This window comes from Prevotella sp. tf2-5 (genome assembly GCF_900115435.1).
Classification (GTDB): domain Bacteria; phylum Bacteroidota; class Bacteroidia; order Bacteroidales; family Bacteroidaceae; genus Prevotella.
Map to the genome: position 1 here is coordinate 144,629 of NZ_FOWK01000010.1, position 19,821 is coordinate 164,449.

Consider the following 19,821-nt stretch of genomic DNA (forward strand, 5'->3'; position numbering starts at 1 on the left):
TGTAAATTTGCATTAGAAAAAGCATAAAGAACATATAGGTGGTTCTATAGGTAAGAAGATTGTTAGTTAGGATAAAAAACAGGTTGCTCGGGATGAGCGACCTGTTTCTTTGTATTGTGGTTGCCAAATGGCTCGTTTGTGATTATTTCTTCTTCTTTTCTTTTTCTTTCTTTTTCTTCTTCGAAAAGAGGTCACGCCAGTTATTGAAATCTTTCTTGATGATAAGACCGATACCTTGTGTGTTCAAACTTGACTTGGTGAAATAGCGGTCGTTAGTTTGGTTGTATACTTTCAGTGCAAGGTTCCCATTGGGGAACAGCAGGTATCGGATATCGAAATCACCAATGAAGGATGGATTGGCTCTAGTGGTATTGTCACGATAGCCGAACTGCCCGTTGATAAGCAGTCGGTTGTTGAAAAGCCGTCCACTGACAAGTCCTTCATACTCAGCATTGTTCCACCCCTCGTCACCTGTCGAGATGTTGGCACCAAAGCTCCAGTCGTTACTCTTGATGACGTTCTTCAGAATAGTATTAATCTGTCCAGAGAGCGTACCTGAAAGCAGACTCTGCATGGCAAGGGAAGTTTGGCTTTGTTCATTAGAATTCTCAGCGTTATTAGCACCTTGAGGATAGAAACGTCCGATGGCAAGTAGATAGACCACCTGTTGGTTCATCTCATCCTGAGAATTGAGCAGGGAGCGTACCATTTGTTTCTCGTCCGTATTGACATTCGGCATATCAAGATCGAATTCGACGACAGGTTGAGAGGGCTGTCCTGTGATATTCATCAGACAGTTAACTCTTACAGTATTCGAAAAACTTCTGCCCACATTGAGATCAGAGAGCGACACCCCATTAACGGTATTTACTGCTTGTAAATTAAGACTTGCGTTATAGGGGTCACCGCCAAAGACGATGCTACCTCCCTCTTGGAAGGTGAAATTCTTTTTGATAACATTCTGGATGGTCACATTATAAGTACCATTGGCAACACGGTAGGTCCCGAACATATTGAATCCACCTTTGTTAAACCAGTTGGCACGTAAGACTCCGTCACCACGTAAGGTGATAAAATCACCAGTCTGGCTATCCATCAAGAGACGTAAGGTTAAATCTGACGTACAGTTTATCAGGAAATTGACACGTAAGTCAGAGCGTTCTTCTACAGGAAGTGTTGCTTTTACCTTCGTTGTATCGGAAGGTTGTGAGCGGTCGGTGATTCCCCAATGGATGAATTCCTGGTTGGAGACAGCATCAGGGTCAGCAGCATTATAGACGAAGACAGAGTTTGGCTGTGGTGTCACATTCATGTCGATGACAACCTCCCTTGAACGACCATGAATAGATACCTCACCTGTGCCATAGACCGTTCCATAGAAAGTGTCGTCACCGAAATCGGGGAAGTCGTAAGCAAGTAAATTCTGGGCATTGATATTGAGGTCGTAGGAGAGATTTGTCAGGCAGTCGTGGTGAATGCCACCAGTGACAATACCTTGACGGTCGTGGATGTCATAGATAGGACATCTGACAAATTCCACTTCGTTTGGTACCATGCGGATGGTGTCATTTCGTAACTGGTAGGTGCAACCAGTCGGTTTAACGTGTGCAAGCCCGTTGATGACTAATTCACCTGTTAGGTTAATCTCATCCAATGGACCATAGAGACGTACATCACCATCAGAATGTCCTTCCACCTTACTAAGAAAACTCTGGGTAAAGGAGTGCATAAAGTCGATATGTGTACCAGCAGCCTTAATACCTAAGTCAATGTAATTGTTGCTGGGTGAGACATAACCGTCGATATATGTCATAGCGTCTTTGCCGTCGTTGGCAATGGCGTGAATATCAATCTGTTCTTTTTCCGTATTCCAGTTGACATGGGCATCTAATGTTCCCATTCGTCCATGTTCGAACTCAAACTGGTTGACGATAAGGTCGGCATTCGCTTGTAGTTGTTTACCAAAAATACCCTTAACAACAGCTTCTCCGGTGGCGAGCCCGCTGAAACTTACCGCATCGAAATTGACGAGTTCAAGGATATAGGCAACGTCAATGCCGTGGAGGTTGACAACAATGGAATCACTGATGTTTTCCGATGCCGTACCATCAATCATCAGATGCTGTTCTCCATGATGGACGTTAAATTCATTGATTTCCAATCGCTTGTCGGAATAGCTGATAGTACAAGGCTCTGCGTTCCATATAGTATTATGAATATTAATATGAGAAGGGGCAATACCGAAAAACGCCACTTGGTCACCATTAGGTGTCGTGAAGAAATTAGCAGTACTGTTTAACACACCGCTCATACGCTCTTGGGCATGGTTGTCCCATGCAAATGAAGAGACAAGTTGATTATTATGCGCTTTTCCTTTTAGGTTCAAGTCGAAGTGATTCCCGTTCTCCATTAACTTGGTGATATTGATGCTACAAGCAAGTGAGTCACCAGGTGTAGTAATAGTGATTTGCCCGTTCTGGTAGCCACTTTCCCCATAATAGAATGCAGGCATGTGACATTCTAAATTGATGTCATGGACATTATCATTGACAAATCCTTCCAAGATGACAGGTTTCCTGATAGAAAGGGGAATGTCAAAGAGTTGCTGTAACCAGTCACTTTTATGCACAGTAGCATTAATCGTGAAGTTATTGTGGGTGTTAGGATTCATTTGGGGTAGTCCTGGTATGGTAGGCATCTTACTGGCGAGGAAATTAGTAAAACTCTGTGCCAGTGTCTGATAGTCGAACTCACCTCGTATCTCTACTTGAGCGAAATCGCTATTCAATAACATATAGTGTGTTTGCTCATCGAACCCTGTCTGTATCTGTAGATCGTTCAATTTGTAATCTTTTTCACTACTTCTCATGGAAAAGTCTGTGATACGAATAAATCCTTTTGCGTCATTCAGACTTGAGCCGTTTAGTGTAGTCTCGATGTTAGCGGAGAATCTGCCATCCTTCCAATGCTCGGAGAGATGAGTGGCTTGTGGGGAGAAATCTCTGATAGAACCTTTCAAATCAATATCTTTCTTACCTTGCCCTGTTATGGCATGTCCCTCGATGTCGATAGTAGCATTTGGGTCATCAACAGATAATTTCCCTTCGATATGATGTTGGGCATAGCTGCCATTCACTTTGATATTCTGATAGCAATAATGATTGTATTCTAACTTACTGATAACCCCGTCGGCATGCACTTTCTCCTGATTCTTGGCAAGAGAGCCGTGAAGTTTGATATTGGTGACTAGCATACCAAATTGTTCGTCGTTAAGCAATTGCCTCAGGTCCAGTCCCGTCGTTTCTATCTCACCCATGAAGTCCTGTTTAGGTGTCAACGCGAAATGTACGGTAGCATTACCAGCACCAGAGCGAATCTGTTGACTGGCATTGACTTGTTGCAAAGCCCTGCCACTGACATCACCTGCTAGATGAATGTCTCCCATACGCTCAATAACAGAAGGCACCTCTATTTGTTTTCCCTTCAAATTCATGGATATGAAGTTAAGGGTCTTAGCAGAGAGAGATAAATCTTTAAGGTTGATATACCATTGTGGCTCATGATTAAGCTGTTTGATGAATCCGTTACAACGGATATCGATATCACCTGTAGAGGAACTGACATTAACGTCGGGTATTTCTATGTCATAGCCTTTCCCCTTGAAATGGGAGGCGATAGTCAGGGTACTATTGAATGTCTTGAAAGAGGGAAGGAAACATGACAAGTCAGAGAGGCGTACATGCGACTGCGGCAGTTCCCCCTGATAGGTTAGTGATTCTATCAACAAGTGGTCGCCATCAAACTTATAGTTTGCCGTCACGTCTTTCAGACAAACATCTGTGTTAGGCATCTGGATGCGTAGATCATACAAATGACTCATAGAACGTCCACCTTCATAACGCATCGATAGTTTGTTGATTCTCAATCCCGACTGTTCCGTGAATGCAAGTTTCTTCACGTTGACATTCAGCGTGTCTGGTGTGAGTGTCTTGAGGATAACATAGGCACTGATATCCTTTACGAAAAGATGTGAGGAGTTAAATACCCCAGGGGTCTCCGTTTCATAAAGACGGTCAAAGCGCACACTGGAGTGTCGCATAATCAGTGAGTTGATATGCAAGTCAAGGGGAGTCTGATTGGTCGTGTCTTTGGAGGCGAGAGAGTCTAATGCAAACTGGAAGTTTGGGTCTGAGTCAGGAGTCGTCTGATAAAAACGGGCATGGGCTCCGAATAATTGTGCCGATGAGATGGATATCTTACCATTAAATAAGTCCCATAGACTGATACGGATGCCTAAGCGATGTACTTTCAGCATTTCCTTCCCCTGTTGGTCCATAATGGACACCTTGTCAATAATGAGTCGGTTAAGGAATCCCGGATTGATACTGCCCACCTTGACCTCTGTCCCTAGTTTGTCAGCCAACAGATTTGCGGTTTTTTCACCTATATATTGTTGGAAAGCAGGAATATGAAAAGACGAGATCATCAGAATATACAGTCCGATGACTACCCATATGGTAATACTGAATATATGTTTGAGAACTTTCACTTTATGTATCTTCTATAGTCTGCAATCTGTCAGACAGAGATTGCAATTTTTTTGATACTCTCTGTTTTTGCTACAAAATTACGATAAAAAGTTGTGACCTCGGAATATTTCAAAGGAAAAATGCTTATTTTATACCTAATTTTTATTAATTTTGCAACGTTTGAGAGAGTTTATTCCAAAACATTTATATAAATGGCAAATGTAATTAAATTGCGAAAAGGCTTGGACATCAACTTGCAAGGCAAGGCAGAGGAAAAGCGTATCCAACTGAAATCTAATGGGCAGTATGCACTGGTTCCTGATGATTTCGAGGGCGTTGTTCCAAAGGTCGTGGTCAAGGAAGGTGATAAAGTAAAAGCCGGGGATGCTTTGTTTGTCAACAAACAGTATCCAGAAGTGAAGTTTGCCTCTCCTGTCAGCGGAACAGTCCGTGAGATAGTGCGTGGTGAACGTAGAAAAGTGCTCTGTGTCAGAGTCGACGCTGATGCCCAGCAGGAACAAGTTGATTTTGGCAAAAAGGATGTGTCGAAGATGGACGGCAAGGCTGTTATCGATGCGTTGTTGGAGGCGGGAATTTTTGGTTATATCAACCAGTTGCCTTATGCCATCTCCACGAATCCCTCACAAATGCCAAAGGCTGTTTTTGTTTCTGCTTTGCGTGACATGCCGCTGGCTGGTAACTTTGAGTTTGAGGTGAAAGGACAGGAAGGTGATTTCCAGACGGGTCTTACTGCCTTGTCGAAGATTGCCAAGACTTACCTCGGTTGTGGTGTGCACTCTAGTTTTGAGAACTGTCAAAATGTCGAGGTAAATGTCTTTGACGGACCATGTCCCGCTGGTAATGTCGGTGTTCAGGTGAATCATCTTTCACCAGTGAACAAAGGGGAGGTTGTATGGACTGTAGAGCCGACAGTCGTTCTCTTCATTGGTCGTCTGTTTAATACAGGTAAGGTTGATCTCCGTCGTACCGTTGCACTTTGCGGTAGTGAAATAAAAGCTCCTGCTTATGTGGATATGCTGGTAGGAGAGGAGTTGGCTACCTTGTTGAGCAACAGTTATGATGCTGACCACCATGTGCGTATCATCAATGGTAATGTTTTGACAGGCAAACCTACCACGAAGGATGGTTTCCTGGGTGCCCACACCTCTGAGATCACTGTGATTCCCGAGGGTGATGATGTTGATGAGTTTGCTGGTTGGATCATGCCACGCTTCAATCAGTTCTCTGTCAACCGCAGTTATTTCTCCTGGCTCTTCGGCAAGAAGAAATATGCTTTGGATGCCCGTGTGAAGGGTGGTGAGCGCCACATGATCATGAGCGGTGAGTATGATAAAGTATTGCCGATGGACATTTACGGAGAGTATCTTATCAAAGCTATTATTACCGGTGATATCGACCGCCAGGAGGCGTTGGGTATTTATGAGGTTAGTCCTGAGGACTTCGCCCTTGCAGAGTTTGTGGATTCTTCCAAACTGGAATTGCAGCGCATAGTCCGTGAGGGCTTGAATATATTACGTAAAGAAAACGCATAAGACTATGAGCGCATTAAGAAACTATCTCAATAAGATCAAGCCCAACTTCGAACCCGAAGGTAAGTTGCATGCTTTCCGTTCTATCTTCGATGGTTTTGAGACGTTCCTCTATGTTCCGAATACAACGGCAAAGACGGGCGTGAATATCCATGATGCAATAGACTCAAAGCGTATTATGAGTATGGTAGTGATTGCTCTGATGCCTGCCATGCTGTTTGGTATGTATAATGTAGGTTATCAGAACTATCTTGCTGCAGGAACACTGGCAAACGCCTCTTTCTTTGAGGTGTTTTTCTTTGGTTTCCTTGCCGTACTGCCAAAGATTCTCGTTTCTTATATTGTCGGTCTGGGTATCGAGTTCGCCTGGGCACAATGGAAAGGAGAGGAAATACAGGAGGGTTACCTCGTATCAGGTATTCTCATTCCGTTGATTGTACCTATTGGTTGCCCGTTGTGGATGTTGGCTTTGGCGTGTGCTTTCAGCGTGATCTTCTGTAAAGAGATTTTCGGTGGTACTGGTATGAACTTGTTCAATCCTGCCATTGCGGCACGTATGTTCCTGTTCTTCGCTTATCCGTCGAAGATGACAGGTGATACCGTATGGGTAGCACAGGATAGTATTTTCGGACTTGGTAACATTTTGCCTGATAATTTTACCGCTGCTACTCCGTTGGGACAAATTGCACAGGGTACTACTCCAGATACATGTATCTGTGACATGATCTTGGGATTTATCCCAGGTTCTATTGGTGAGACATCTGTTATAGCCATCGCCATTGGCGCTATCATCCTGTTGTGGATGGGTATTGCCTCTTGGCGTACGATGCTGAGTGTCTTTGTCGGTGGTGCTGCTATGGGTGTCCTCTTTGAGTCAACAGGTATGACGACCATGCCTTGGTGGCATCATTTTATTCTGGGCGGTTTTGCCTTCGGTGCTGTGTTCATGGCTACTGATCCTGTGACTTCCTGCCGTACCGAATGTGGTAAGTATATCTATGGTTTCATTATTGGTGCCATGGCTATCATCATCCGTGTGATGAACGCAGGTTATCCTGAGGGTATGATGCTTGCCATCTTCTTTGGTAATATGATTGCTCCTATGATTGACCACTTTATCGTGGAGCGCAATATCTCAAAACGCCAGAAAAGATTGAAGAATTGAAAAGATTGAAGAATTGAAATTATGGCTAAGTTAAATACAAACTCTAACGCGTACATTATTATATATAGTACGATACTTGTGGTTATTGTTGCTTTCCTATTAGCGTTTGTCTTTCAGGCATTGAAGCCTATGCAGGATGCAAATGTAGCGCTTGACGTGAAGAAGCAGATCCTCTATTCGCTGAATATTCGTGGCTTGGACGGACAGGAAGCTGAGGCTAAGTATGCAGAAGTGGTCAAGAGTGAGGAAAAGGCTGGTGACCAGTTATACTACATATGTGACATTAAAGGTGAGAAAAAATATGTCTTCCCTTTGAAGGGTATGGGACTTTGGGGTGGAATCTCTGCTTTTGTCTCTGTTAATGACGACCTGAACACTATCTATGGCGCTTATTTTAACCATGAGAGTGAGACAGCAGGATTAGGTGCTGAGATCAAGGACTCTCAGGAGTGGCAGGAGAAATTCCAGGGTAAGAAAATTTTCGACGAGAACGGTGAACTGAAGATTGCCGTAGCGAAGAAAGTGGAGAACCCTTCTTCTGAGGTTGATTGTGTGACGGGTGCCACGTTGACTTCCAATGGTGTCAGTGACATGCTCCGTGAAGGTCTGAAAAAGTATGTTGATATTTTAAAGAAGTAAGACTATGGCATTATTCAGTAAACAAAATAAAGAGGTCTTTACGAATCCGTTGAACCTCGACCACCCCATACTCGGACAGGTACTGGGAATCTGCTCGGCTCTTGCCGTCACTTCACAGTTGAAGCCGGCAATCGTGATGGGACTCGCTGTGACGGTAATCACTGCATTTGCCAATGTGATTATCTCAATAATCCGCAACACCATTCCTAACCGCATCCGTATTGTGGTACAACTGGTGGTTGTGGCTGCTCTCGTAACTATCGTTTCTCAGATTCTGAAAGCTTTCGCCTACGACGTGAGTGTTCAACTGAGCGTTTATGTTGGTCTGATTATCACTAACTGTATCCTGATGGGTCGCTTGGAAGCGTTTGCTATGCAAAACAAACCCTGGCCTTCTTTCCTGGACGGTGTGGGTAACGGACTCGGTTACGCGATGATTCTTGTCATCGTTGGTGCTGTCCGTGAGTTCCTCGGACGTGGCTCGTTGCTAGGTTTTCAGATTATCCCCGATGCCTGCTATGACTTCGGTTACGTGAACAACGGTATGATGACGATGCCTGCTATGGCACTGATTCTTGTGGGTTGTGTGATATGGATTCATCGTGCTTACTTTTATAAGGAGAAATAAGTTATGGAACACGCAATAAGTCTATTATTCAGGTCCATCTTTGTGGACAATATGATCTTCGCCTTCTTCCTCGGCATGTGTTCCTACCTTGCCGTGTCGAAGACCGTGAAGACATCCTTGGGATTAGGTCTCGCAGTTACTTTCGTACTTACCGTGACCGTTCCTGTAAACTATCTGTTGCAGACAAAAGTGTTGGGTCCCGACTGTCTGGTGGAGGGTGTTGACCTTAGTTATCTGTCATTTATCCTCTTTATCGCTGTTATTGCCGGTATGGTACAGTTGGTGGAAATGACAGTGGAGAAATATTCTCCGTCACTCTATGCTGCACTGGGTATCTTCCTGCCACTGATTGCTGTTAACTGTGCCATCATGGGTGCCTCTCTGTTTATGCAGCAGCGCATCCTCATGGAGCCTGACAATTCTCAGGCAATTACCAGCATATGGGATGCCATCGTCTATGGCTTCGGCTCTGGTATCGGCTGGACACTCGCAATTGTAGCACTAGGTGCCATTCGTGAGAAGATGCAATATTCTGATGTGCCTAAACCTTTACAGGGGCTTGGCATCGTGTTTATCACCGTAGGACTCATGGCTATGGCTATGATGTGTTTCAGCGGACTAAATATCTAAAGCGTTATGGGACAGTTTATAGCATATAGCATAGGAGTTTTCCTGATTGTCATACTCCTGTTGGTTGTTATTCTGCTGGTGGCAAAGAAATATTTGTCACCCAGTGGTAACGTAAATATCGAGATTAATGGTGACCGCACCATCTCTGTTGCTCAAGGTAACAGTCTGATGTCGACACTCAACGAGAATGGTGTTTTCCTGCCCTCTGCCTGTGGCGGAAAGGCTTCGTGTGGACAGTGTAAGGTGCAGGTCCTTGAGGGTGGGGGCGAGATTCTCGACTCAGAAAAGCCTCATTTCAGCCGCAAGGAGATTAAGGCTGGCTGGCGTTTAGGATGTCAGTGTAAAGTGAAGGGTGATTTGAAGATTCATGTCGATGAGAGTATCCTTGGTGTGAAGGAATATGAGTGTACCGTCATCAGCAATAAGAATGTGGCTACGTTCATCAAAGAGTTCAAGGTACAGTTGCCTGCTGGTGAGCACATGGATTTCCTTCCTGGTTCTTACGCACAGATCAAGATTCCAGCCTTCGACTGCATTGACTACGATAAGGACTTTGATAAGTCGTTGATAGGTGACGAGTATCTGCCTTCTTGGGAGAAATTCGGACTCTTCCCGTTGAAGTGTAAGAATCCAGAGCCCACTATCCGTGCCTACTCGATGGCGAACTATCCAGCGGAGGGTGATGTGTTCATGTTGACGGTACGTATCGCCACACCTCCTTTCAAGCCCGACCGTAGTGGCTTTATGGAGGTGAACCCGGGTATTGCCTCTTCCTATATCTTCTCCTTGAAACCAGGTGACAAGGTGATTATGTCAGGTCCTTTCGGTGACTTCCATCCTCATTTTGACTCGAAGAAGGAGATGATATGGGTCGGCGGTGGTGCTGGTATGGCTCCACTTCGTGCACAGATTATGCATATGACAAAGACGTTACATACCACAGACCGTGAGATGCACTATTTCTATGGTGCGCGTGCTCTCAATGAGGTATTCTATCTCGACGACTTCCTGGGTCTGGAAAAGGAGTATCCTAACTTCCACTTCCACCTCGCCCTTGACCGTCCTGATCCTGCTGCTGATGCTGCAGGTGTGAAGTATACTCCTGGCTTCGTTCATCAGGTAATGCTCGAGACTTATCTGAAAGACCATGAAGCTCCTGAGGATATTGAATATTACATGTGCGGTCCTGGTCCGATGTCGAAGGCTGTTGTTTCCATGCTTGACTCCCTCGGTGTAGAGCCAGAGAGCATCATGTATGATAATTTTGGAGGATAACAATCTTTCCGATTAAATACTGCAACAGGTTGCGTGACTCCAATAAGTCATGCAACCTGTTTCGTTTTGCTAATACGGGTCTTAGGTACGGTCTGTCTTATAATAAGACATTCAATTAAAATTATACGAGCGTGTGAGCGTCAAGATACTGCAGAACTTCGTCTTTGTAGGAATCCGAGACGGGAATAAACTGATCACCGAAGACAATGCGGAAACGGTCGACTTGCTGAGCAAGAGGCATGTGGACGATGAAACTGCGGTGGGTGCGTAGGAACTCTGGATGAGGCAGATAGTCCTCAATCTTCTTCATGTTCATCAGACTCATAATACGGGTACCGTCCTGCAGGTAGAAACGGACATAGTCTTTAAGTCCCTCTATATAAAGAATATCGTCAAGACTGACGCGGATGAGCTTATAGTCACTTTTGACAAACATGAAGCGGTCACGTGCATAGAGTTCTTGCTTTTGGGCAATGGTATACCAGTCGAGCGCCTTATTGGCAGAAGTGAGGAACTCATCGTACGAGATAGGTTTCATCAGGTAGTCGAGGGCATTCACTTTATAGCCTTCTATGGCATATTGCTGGAAGGCGGTAGTAAATATAATCTTCGTACTGGGAGTCAGTATCTTAGCAAACTCAATACCAGAGAGTTCTGGCATCTGAATATCAAGGAAGAGCAGTTGTACAGGATTAGACCTGAGTTCTCGCATTGCCTCTATAGCACTGCCGAAAGTTCCGATAAGCTGAAGGAAAGGGGTCTTCTCAACATAACTTTTAAGTAATCCGGCGGCGAGGGGCTCATCATCAATAATAGCACATGTAATGGTCATAATGAATTCTATAATTAATTTGTTATTTCGATATTTTGGGATGGTGATATAATAATCTTAGAACGGTAGGTCTTCTCATCATCGCTGACGCCTTTTTCCCATATGTATTGTCCTGGATAGGCTAATTCGAGACGACGTTGCACCTGTGAGAGTCCAATACCATGTCCACTACGGTCTTGCTGATTCTTAGGGTAATTGGAGTTACTGATATCAAAGACAATCTGTTTGTCATCAGCTGACAGGTCAATGTGGATAAAGCTGGGCAGGGTAGGGCTGACACCATGTTTGAAAGCATTCTCAATGAGTGAGATAAAGAGCATAGGGGCTATTTCTAATTGGGTATTTTTAATGGAGAATTGAGAAATAACCTTTACCGACTCAGGAAGTCGGATGCGCATCAATTGGATATAGTTTTTCATAAACTCCACCTCGTCATTAATAGCCACAGTAGGCTGTTGGTTGTCGTATAGAATATGGCGAAGCATTTTCGATAGTTCTTGTATCGACTCTTGTGCCTTCTGTGTGTCGAAGGCAGTGAGGGCGTATATATTGTTGAGGGTGTTGAGTAGGAAATGTGGATTGATCTGCCATCTCAGTGTCTTCAGTTCTGCCTCCACTTGTGCTGCCTCAGAGTCACGCCTGATGCGGTCTGCACGATACCATTTGAATGAGAGACGTGCCAGGGTGGCAATGGTTGCTGAGATGACAAGGTTGAAAATGTCTCGCATAATAAAACCGAGCGTGTTCCATGTGCTGGTGTATTGTTGCCCTGGATTAAATAGTTTTTGGGTATAGTTCATCCAAAAATGCAGTCCAATACCCAGCAAAATAATCACAATAGTGTTAACAATGAAATAGTAACGATGGCGACCTGGTACAAAATAATGAGGGGTAAGCCATAGGTAATTCATGTAGAACACGATTATAAAGGCGACAGGCACTGTGCACATGGTCAGAAACTGCATAGGGGAAACACCATGTCCTTGGTTCATGAAAATCATGGGCGACAGGAACATTACCAACCATGCGGCAATATGCAGTACAATCTCAATTTTTTTATTCATGGCGGATAGCTTCTATAGGATCCATATTGGCAGCCTTTTGGGCTGGGATATAACCGAACAATACACCAATAAAGACGCATACCAGGAAAGATACGTAGATGCTCCAGGCTGGTACACTGCTAGGCATACCAAAAGAACTCAAGCTGGCACTTGCCGAGCACCCGACTAAGATGCCTAAGAGTCCGCCCGTGACGCTGATGAGTACGGATTCAATCAAGAACTGCAAGGAGATGACTGGTCCTGTTGCACCTACTGCCATTCGTAGTCCTATCTCTTTGGTACGCTCTGTCACAGATACCAGCATGATATTCATGATACCGATACCGGCAACGAGCAATGAGAAGGCAGCGGCTACTACCAGAATCAGCGTGACAGTGTCCATGGTTGACGACATCGTCTCCATCATTTCCGCCTGTGAGCGGATGGTGAAGTCATCGTCAGCATCCCCTTTTATTTTATGATTGTCGCGTAGAATCTGGGTCAGCTCCTCTATGGCGGCATCGGAAAGTTCTTCAGTGACAGCAGAGCATACGATACTCGAATACCACGTCTGGGCAGCAATACGCTTCATCACAGTGGTATAAGGTGCTATCATCACATTATCTTGGTCCATACCCCAAGAATTATAACCCTTCGATTTCAAGACACCGACAATACGCATCGGGATAGACTTGAAACGAATCGTTTTACCGACAGGGTCGACATTCTCACCAAACAACTCGGTGACGATGGTTTTTCCTACCACAACTACCTTAGAGGCTTTTTTGATGTCCTCTTCTGTGAAACATTCGCCATCCTCGATTTCCCATTGCTTGATGTCCAGATATTCGGTGGACTCACCATATATTGACGTATTGGTGTTATTATTACCATAGATGACCTGTCCGCTTGCCGTTACCTCTGGAGATACCTTTGTTATGAACTTCTTCTCACGGAGAATACGCTCATAATCAGCTGGTTTTAATGTCTGCATACTAGACGGATCTTGACGGACACCACCACGCATATCGGCACCTGGGCGGATGGTCAGTAGGTTGGTACCCATTGTCGACAATTCCTTGCGGATGCTCTCCTTTGATCCTTGTCCTATCGCCATCATGATGATGACAGCTGCCACACCGATAATGATACCTAGCATGGAGAGAAAGGAACGCATCTTGTTATTGGCTACTGCCTTGAAACTGACTTTAAATAGATTTAATATATTCATTTTTAATCGTCTTGCGGTTTGGGTAGGGCGGCAAGAGCCTCGGCTGCCGACTTGATATTCGTATTGATGGTGTCCTCGCGAATCTTACCATCACGCAGATTGATGTTACGACTGCTGTATTCCGCAATCTCAGGGTTGTGGGTCACGAAGATGATGGTGTGCCCTTGATGATATAACTCTTGGAAGAGTACCAGCATTTCGAAAGAGGTTCGTGTGTCAAGGTTACCAGTAGCCTCGTCGGCAAGGAGCACAGCAGGATCGTTGACCAGCGCACGGGCAATGGCAACACGCTGCATCTGTCCTCCAGACATCTGATTGCTTTTATGTTCCAGACGGTCACCAAGTCCTACTGCTTCCAATGCCTTGATGGCTGCGGCACGTCTTTGTCTTGCATCATATTTGTTGTTATACATCAATGGTAACTCTACATTTTCTATGGCTGTAGTCTTTGCCAGCAGGTTATAATTCTGGAATACAAATCCGATCTTCTGATTACGAAGATGCGCACGCTGAGTCTTTGACATGGTACGGACAGAAACTCCGTCAAGGAAGTATTCTCCACTCGTGGGAGTATCCAAACAGCCTAGCTGGTTAAGCAGGGTGGACTTGCCGGAACCCGAGGTTCCTTGAATGGTGACGAACTCTCCTTCATAAATTTTGAACGAGACACCACGCAATGCCTTCACCGTCTCACTGCCTACTTGGAAGTATCGCTTCACGTTCTGCAATTCAATGACAACTTTTCTGTCGTTATTCATTTCTTTTGTTGTTGATTGTTCTTGTTATTTCCGCGTGGTCTTGGCATGAAAGGATTGCTGGTTTGCTGCTCATCTGGCTGTTCACCACCAGAGATTTTGAAATCAACTAACACCTCAGTGCCCTGACTGATGCCGCTTGTTATCTCAGTGAGCATACCGTTGGTTGTACCAACTTCAACTTTATGAGCTTTGAAAGTGTTTCCTTCCTTGGTCCATACTTTATGGTCACCCTCACAGTCGCTTATCTGTTCTCCCTTGGAAAGGAATGCTTCATTGACTGTAAAGCGAAGGGCTTTAGAAGGAACAGCCAGCACCTGATTCTTCTCCATGGTGAAAATGGTGACATTGGCAGTCAGTCCAGGTTTGAGCTTAAGGTCTTTGTTGGGAGCGGAGATGACAACCTGATAGGTTACCACGTTACTCTCGGTAGTGGCTTGCTGACGAACCTGTGTCACCTCGCCCTCGAAAGAATCATCGGGGAAGGCATCAACAGAGAAGGTCACACGCTGTCCTTCTTTCACACCGCCAATGTCTGCCTCATCGATATCTGCAATCACTCGCATATCTGTGAGATCTTGGGCTATAGTGAAGAGCTCGGGGGTGTTAAAAGAGGCTGCGACAGTCTGTCCTTCCTCTACTGATTTCGATAATACCACACCATCAATAGGGGAGGTGATGGTGGCATAACCGAGGTTGGTCTGCGCCTTATGAACACTCTCACGAGAGGAGTTCACCGTTTGGCGTGCTTTCTCGTATGAGAGACGAGCGTTCTCATAGTCGTTGGCACTGACGAGTCCTTTGTCATAAAGGGTCTGGTATCTGTTGAAGTTTGCCTGTTCGTAGTTCAGGGTACTTTGGGCTGACGCAAGGTTGGCTTTTGCCGTATTCAGCTCACTGGTTAGATTGGTCTTATCAAGCTCGGCAATGACTTGTCCTTTCTTCACGACGCTATTATAATCAACATAAAGCTTTGACACAATACCACTAACCTGTGTACCAACGGTTACTGATGTGACAGGCTCAATAGTACCAGTGGCAGTAATGTTGGTATGGATGTTCTGTATCTCTGCTTTTGCTGTCTCAAAAGACACTTTCTCTTCTTTCTTTCCTCCTGATAGCAGGAAGACAATGAGGATGATGAGGGCGATAACACCCACGCCAATCCATACTTTTTTGTTCTTCATATATCTTCTTTATTTTTATATTTTCAATGTTTCCCCTTCGTAGAAGCGTAGCAGTTGCTGATACAGGATCGTCATGTACTTGCTTTGCAACCTGTTCTGTTGTGCTTTGAGCAGTTTGTCTTTACCGGTCATCAGTTCGATGATGTTCTTTAATCCTAAATGGAACTGTTCTGATAACAGATCGTAACTTGCCTGCTCGCTGGCGACAGAGCTCTGGGCAGCCTTGAACTTCTGCTGGTTGGTGTTGGCATCCAGCCAATAACCCTCAACGGTGGCGTATAGGTCTTTCTGCTCGTTCTGGATGTCCAGCAATGCCTGTTCCCGTTGTATCTGTGCCTTGTTGATAGCCGTTCTCGTCTTACGGTTGTCGAAGATAGGAATACTGAGGGAGGCACCGATGGAGGCATCGAAGTTTGTCTTCATCTGTGTACCCCATTCATTAGAACTCATCGAGGCGGTACTTGTCCCTACACCACCGGAAAGACTGACGGTTGGCAGGTGACCAGCCTTGGCTATCTTCATTTGTAGGTCGCTCGACTTTAAATCAAGTTTGGCATTTTGGATCTCCGGTCGCTGTGCCAATGCCTTCTCATAAACACCACTTAATGCGGGAATCTCCGCCAGTGCCTGCTCGTCAGAGGCTTCAAGAGTCATAATGTCAAATTCCTGTTCACCGGTGATCTCCAGCAGTTGTTTCAGTTCCAACTTGTAGTCGGCGAGGTTGCTCTTCGCCTCTACTAAGTTATATTCATCAGTGGCACGTTGAGCGGTAAGCTGAGCAAGGTCTGCCTTTGACATCTTGCCGACTTCTACCATTTCCTTGCCTCGTTCCTCGTTTTTCTTGCTGGTCTCTAGACTTTCTGCATTGACATGAATGGCCTCGTTGAGATAGAGGATCTGGATGTAGAGTTGGGCGATACGCTCTTGAATAGAGTTGGCGACCTCTGCGATATCCAAATCAGCTTGCTCCTCAGCAACCTTGTTGAGTTTCAACTGATTGCGGTTCTGGTTGCCATTCCATACGGTCCAAGAGGCGTTGATGCCATAGGTACCATTATAATAGGTCTTATTGACTTTAGTATTAACGGTACCATTGGAAACAGTAGTTGTACCTGTCTCTAACCATGGACGGTAACCCACGGTCTGGTTGGTAGAGGCGTTGAGTGAAGGTAGCAGTGCCGCCTGTGACTGTTTCCTGGTCTCTGTAGCTGTTTGTTTCTTCAGCTTTGCCTGCTGTATGGTAATGTTATTCTGCATCGCATAATCAATGCATTCTTGTAAGGTCCATTTCTTCTGTCCGTATACTAGAATCGTCAGGAGATATAAGGACATGGTCAGGAATATTCTTTTCATCTTTATAATTATACCTGTTTTTTATTCGTTTTTGTTCATTTTTGATGGTGCAAAAGTATGAATATTCTGAGAATCGAGGAAATGAAATAGATAATTATTCCGAGTTAGTAGAAATAATCATTTAAAACTTCGATAAAGAAAAGGGTTGTTAACAGTTTTTAGAAATTTCGCTCCTTTGGTTGAAAATGTCTCAAAAATTTCCTTATGTCAATAAAAACCCGTATATTTGCATCGTTAAATAAAAAAGGTCTATTTGAATGAGTAAAATAGTCATACGCATATTGTGGGCTTTACTGGGAGCGACTATTGTCACATCAGTATTCGCATATTGGGCAATCAACAATGGGTGGATTGGCTATATGCCTCCTATTGAGGAACTCCAGAACCCGATTAACAGATATGCTACTCAGATTTATAGTTCTGATGGAAAAATAATGGGAACATGGAACTATAATAAGGAAAATCGTATCCTGGTTGACTATTCACAATTATCACCTTCGTTGGTTCAGGCATTGGTGGCAACCGAGGATATACGTTTTTATGACCATTCTGGTATTGATTTCTATGCTCTTGGACGTGCGATTGTTAAAAGAGGACTGCTGCGCCAGAAGAGTGCAGGCGGTGGCTCCACGATTACCCAACAGTTGGCAAAACAACTTTATTCAGGTACAGCCCATAGCGTGATGGAACGTTTGCTGCAGAAGCCGATAGAGTGGGTGATTGCTGTACAACTAGAGCGTAATTATACAAAGGATGAGATCATTACGATGTATCTCAACTATTTTGATTTCTTACATAATGCGGTGGGTATTAAGACTGCGGCTAATACCTATTTTGGAAAGGATCCAAAAGACTTGACAGTGAATGAGGCTGCCACATTAGTGGGATTGTGTAAGAATCCGTCGTACTATAATCCTGTACGTTATCGTGAGAGAAGCCAAGAACGCCGTAATGTAGTGTTGAGTCAGATGGTAAAGGCAGGTTATTTATCCGAGACTGACTATCAGAAATATTCGACAGAACCCATAAAATTGAATTTCCATGTGTCTGACCATAAAGATGGTGTTGCAGTTTATTTCCGTGATTTCCTGCGTCGGTATATGATGGCAAAAAAACCTGAACGTAAGGACTATCCGTCATGGAATATGGTAAGATTTCATCAGGACTCTATTAATTGGGAGACGGATCCGCTTTATGGCTGGTGTAACAAAAATCGTAAGAGGAATGGGGATACTTATAATGTGTATACAGATGGCTTGAAAGTATATACAACGATAGACTCTCGTATGCAAGAATACGCAGAACAGGCTGCCCGTGAGCATATCGTGAAATATTTGCAACCAGCTTTTGACAAGGAGAACAGAGGGCGAAAAAGCGCTCCTTATTCGGGTAAACTGTCGGCGGAACAGGTTAATAAGATATTGATGCGCTCAGTGCGACAGTGTGAGCGGTATCGTGTGTTGAAGGAGTCGGGTGCTTCTGATGAGGAAATCAAGAAATCGTTTAATACCAAAACGGAGATGTCTGTCTTTACATATCATGGAGAAAAGGATACGATTATGACTCCGTTGGACTCTATTCGTTATTACAAATCGTTTCTCCGTTGTGGTTTTATGAGTATGTGTCCACAGAATGGTCATGTCAAAGCATATGTTGGAGGTCTTGACTTTATGCATTTCGCTTATGATATGTGTATGGAGGGTCGTCGACAGGTTGGATCTACCATCAAGCCGTTCCTTTATTCTTTGGCAATGGAGAATGGTTTTTCCCCTTGTGATTTGGCTCCTAATGTGCAAGAGACGTATATCGTTGGTGGGCGAGCCTGGACACCTCGTAATGGTAGTCGGGCCCGTTACGGAGAGATGGTGACATTAAAATGGGGACTGCAACAGTCCAACAACTGGATTTCTGCTTATCTAATGAGTAAACTTAATCCTCAGGCTTTTGTAACGCTATTGCGGGAGTATGGTATTAATAATCCAGAGATTCATCCATCGATGGCGCTTTGTCTTGGCCCTTGTGATATCACAGTCGGTGAAATGGTTAGCGCTTATACTACTTTTGTAAATCATGGCATTCGTACTTCACCCCTTTTCGTGACAAGAATTGCTGATAATGAGGGTAACACGATTGTGGAATTCCAGCCTCGTATGAATGAGGTCATTAGCGAGGAGAGTGCGCATAAAATGCTGTATATGTTGAAAGGTGTTGTTGAGGGGGGTACGGCAGGTCGCTTGCGTTATAAATATAATATTCCAGGAGATATAGCTGGTAAGACCGGTACTACCAACAATAATAGTGACGCATGGTTTATGGGAATTACTCCAACATTGGTCAGTGGGTGTTGGGTAGGTGGTGAGGATCGTGATATCCACTTTACCATGACTAGTATGGGACAGGGTGCCGCAGGCGCACTTCCTGTATGGGCATATTACATGAAACGTGTTTATAATGACAAACGTCTCGGTTATAACAGCGAGGCAGTATTCGATTTACCTGCAGGGTATAATCCTTGTCAATATGATGAATCAGGATTGGAAGATGTCCCGGAAGAGGATGTAGGTGAAATTTTTGAGTAATATATAAATAAGGTATAGAGGTTTTCGCTTTTTGTCATGGAAAGCGAAAACTTTTTGTTTTTATGTAAAAAAGTTCATGAAAAGTTTTGGAGGTTCAAAAATTTGTTGTACCTTTGCATCCGCTTTCGCTCAAAAACTTGATGCGATGGCAAGGAGAAAGAGCTCTTTGAGAAAATTGCATAAAACAGAGAAGTAGTAGTACAAGAAGCGAGTACCTTTACGGGTACTCGGGTAAGACAGATTTACGAACCGTCAAGAAGATGACAGGTGCTTTATAAGATCCATCTTGACTACCGGATAATGACAGCGTTCTGTGACAGAGACAATCCTTTATTGGATAGAAAGATATTTATACAGTGGAGAGTTTGATCCTGGCTCAGGATGAACGCTAGCTACAGGCTTAACACATGCAAGTCGAGGGGCAG

At 44.3% G+C, this 19,821-nt stretch carries 14 protein-coding genes and 1 rRNA gene; 8 read left to right on the plus strand and 7 right to left on the minus strand.

The genetic code is table 11. From position 1 onward, the window contains the following. Positions 1 to 142: 142 nt before the first annotated feature. Positions 143 to 4,423, minus strand: coding sequence for a translocation/assembly module TamB domain-containing protein (locus BM257_RS11225; protein WP_177216099.1), 4,281 nt, complete (start codon positions 4,421 to 4,423; stop codon positions 143 to 145). A gap of 318 nt (positions 4,424 to 4,741) precedes the next feature. On the opposite strand from BM257_RS11225, the gene BM257_RS11230 reads away from it, so the two are divergent. Genes BM257_RS11230 through nqrF form a run of 6 tightly spaced genes read left to right on the plus strand, consistent with a single transcriptional unit; the run spans position 4,742 to position 10,416 of the window. After that, positions 4,742 to 6,082 carry a Na(+)-translocating NADH-quinone reductase subunit A gene (locus tag BM257_RS11230; RefSeq protein ID WP_092072510.1) on the plus strand — a complete coding sequence of 447 codons (1,341 nt, stop codon included), beginning with the start codon at positions 4,742 to 4,744 and terminating at the stop codon, positions 6,080 to 6,082. A gap of 4 nt (positions 6,083 to 6,086) precedes the next feature. Continuing rightward, a complete protein-coding gene (locus BM257_RS11235) occupies positions 6,087 to 7,244 on the plus strand; it encodes an NADH:ubiquinone reductase (Na(+)-transporting) subunit B (protein ID WP_092072513.1) in 1,158 nt (385 codons plus the stop codon). 21 nt (positions 7,245 to 7,265) lie between these two features. Then, on the plus strand, positions 7,266 to 7,883 hold the full coding sequence (locus BM257_RS11240) for an FMN-binding protein (RefSeq protein ID WP_092072516.1): 618 nt from the start codon (positions 7,266 to 7,268) through the stop codon (positions 7,881 to 7,883). 4 nt (positions 7,884 to 7,887) lie between these two features. Further along, on the plus strand, positions 7,888 to 8,511 hold the full coding sequence (locus BM257_RS11245) for an NADH:ubiquinone reductase (Na(+)-transporting) subunit D (RefSeq protein ID WP_092072519.1): 624 nt from the start codon (positions 7,888 to 7,890) through the stop codon (positions 8,509 to 8,511). Between the two features lie 3 nt (positions 8,512 to 8,514). Beyond that, positions 8,515 to 9,141, plus strand: coding sequence for an NADH:ubiquinone reductase (Na(+)-transporting) subunit E (gene nqrE, locus BM257_RS11250; protein WP_092072522.1), 627 nt, complete (start codon positions 8,515 to 8,517; stop codon positions 9,139 to 9,141). Positions 9,142 to 9,147: 6 nt separating this feature from the next. After that, entirely contained in the window at positions 9,148 to 10,416 is a 1,269-nt protein-coding gene (gene nqrF / locus BM257_RS11255; RefSeq protein ID WP_092072525.1) for an NADH:ubiquinone reductase (Na(+)-transporting) subunit F, read from the plus strand. Positions 10,417 to 10,537: 121 nt separating this feature from the next. On the opposite strand, the gene BM257_RS11260 is transcribed toward nqrF, so the two are convergent. Genes BM257_RS11260 through BM257_RS11285 form a run of 6 tightly spaced genes read right to left on the minus strand, consistent with a single transcriptional unit; the run spans position 10,538 to position 16,817 of the window. Next, complete coding sequence (locus tag BM257_RS11260) at positions 10,538 to 11,248, minus strand: LytR/AlgR family response regulator transcription factor (RefSeq protein ID WP_092072527.1); 711 nt, start codon at positions 11,246 to 11,248, stop codon at positions 10,538 to 10,540. 14 nt (positions 11,249 to 11,262) lie between these two features. Then, positions 11,263 to 12,312, minus strand: coding sequence for a sensor histidine kinase (locus BM257_RS11265; protein WP_092072530.1), 1,050 nt, complete (start codon positions 12,310 to 12,312; stop codon positions 11,263 to 11,265). After that, positions 12,305 to 13,522, minus strand: coding sequence for an ABC transporter permease (locus tag BM257_RS11270; RefSeq protein WP_092072533.1), 1,218 nt, complete (start codon positions 13,520 to 13,522; stop codon positions 12,305 to 12,307). Before BM257_RS11270 ends, BM257_RS11265 begins: the two co-directional genes overlap by 8 nt. A gap of 2 nt (positions 13,523 to 13,524) precedes the next feature. Continuing rightward, positions 13,525 to 14,280 carry an ABC transporter ATP-binding protein gene (locus BM257_RS11275; RefSeq protein WP_092072536.1) on the minus strand — a complete coding sequence of 252 codons (756 nt, stop codon included), beginning with the start codon at positions 14,278 to 14,280 and terminating at the stop codon, positions 13,525 to 13,527. Continuing rightward, positions 14,277 to 15,464, minus strand: coding sequence for an efflux RND transporter periplasmic adaptor subunit (locus BM257_RS11280; RefSeq protein ID WP_092072539.1), 1,188 nt, complete (start codon positions 15,462 to 15,464; stop codon positions 14,277 to 14,279). Before BM257_RS11280 ends, BM257_RS11275 begins: the two co-directional genes overlap by 4 nt. Before the next feature lie 15 nt (positions 15,465 to 15,479). Beyond that, positions 15,480 to 16,817: a TolC family protein gene (locus BM257_RS11285; protein WP_092072542.1), complete on the minus strand. Its 1,338-nt coding sequence runs from the start codon at positions 16,815 to 16,817 to the stop codon at positions 15,480 to 15,482. Between the two features lie 257 nt (positions 16,818 to 17,074). Here BM257_RS11285 and BM257_RS11290 point away from each other — a divergent pair, with 257 nt between their 5' ends. Continuing rightward, positions 17,075 to 19,396 carry a transglycosylase domain-containing protein gene (locus BM257_RS11290; RefSeq protein ID WP_092072545.1) on the plus strand — a complete coding sequence of 774 codons (2,322 nt, stop codon included), beginning with the start codon at positions 17,075 to 17,077 and terminating at the stop codon, positions 19,394 to 19,396. Between the two features lie 353 nt (positions 19,397 to 19,749). Next, positions 19,750 to 19,821, plus strand: a 16S ribosomal RNA gene (locus BM257_RS11295); the annotation flags it as partial.

What these genes read in the sequence shown, in the direction of transcription:
- BM257_RS11230 (WP_092072510.1), top strand. Translation starts at nt 4,742, where the DNA reads ATGGCAAATGTAATTAAATTGCGAAAAGGCTTGGACATCAACTTGCAA.
- BM257_RS11235 (WP_092072513.1), top strand. Translation starts at nt 6,087, where the DNA reads ATGAGCGCATTAAGAAACTATCTCAATAAGATCAAGCCCAACTTCGAA.
- BM257_RS11240 (WP_092072516.1), top strand. Translation starts at nt 7,266, where the DNA reads ATGGCTAAGTTAAATACAAACTCTAACGCGTACATTATTATATATAGT.
- BM257_RS11245 (WP_092072519.1), top strand. Translation starts at nt 7,888, where the DNA reads ATGGCATTATTCAGTAAACAAAATAAAGAGGTCTTTACGAATCCGTTG.
- nqrE (WP_092072522.1), top strand. Translation starts at nt 8,515, where the DNA reads ATGGAACACGCAATAAGTCTATTATTCAGGTCCATCTTTGTGGACAAT.
- nqrF (WP_092072525.1), top strand. Translation starts at nt 9,148, where the DNA reads ATGGGACAGTTTATAGCATATAGCATAGGAGTTTTCCTGATTGTCATA.
- BM257_RS11260 (WP_092072527.1), bottom strand. Translation starts at nt 11,248, where the DNA reads ATGACCATTACATGTGCTATTATTGATGATGAGCCCCTCGCCGCCGGA.
- BM257_RS11265 (WP_092072530.1), bottom strand. Translation starts at nt 12,312, where the DNA reads ATGAATAAAAAAATTGAGATTGTACTGCATATTGCCGCATGGTTGGTA.
- BM257_RS11270 (WP_092072533.1), bottom strand. Translation starts at nt 13,522, where the DNA reads ATGAATATATTAAATCTATTTAAAGTCAGTTTCAAGGCAGTAGCCAAT.
- BM257_RS11275 (WP_092072536.1), bottom strand. Translation starts at nt 14,280, where the DNA reads ATGAATAACGACAGAAAAGTTGTCATTGAATTGCAGAACGTGAAGCGA.
- BM257_RS11280 (WP_092072539.1), bottom strand. Translation starts at nt 15,464, where the DNA reads ATGAAGAACAAAAAAGTATGGATTGGCGTGGGTGTTATCGCCCTCATC.
- BM257_RS11285 (WP_092072542.1), bottom strand. Translation starts at nt 16,817, where the DNA reads ATGAAAAGAATATTCCTGACCATGTCCTTATATCTCCTGACGATTCTA.
- BM257_RS11290 (WP_092072545.1), top strand. Translation starts at nt 17,075, where the DNA reads ATGAGTAAAATAGTCATACGCATATTGTGGGCTTTACTGGGAGCGACT.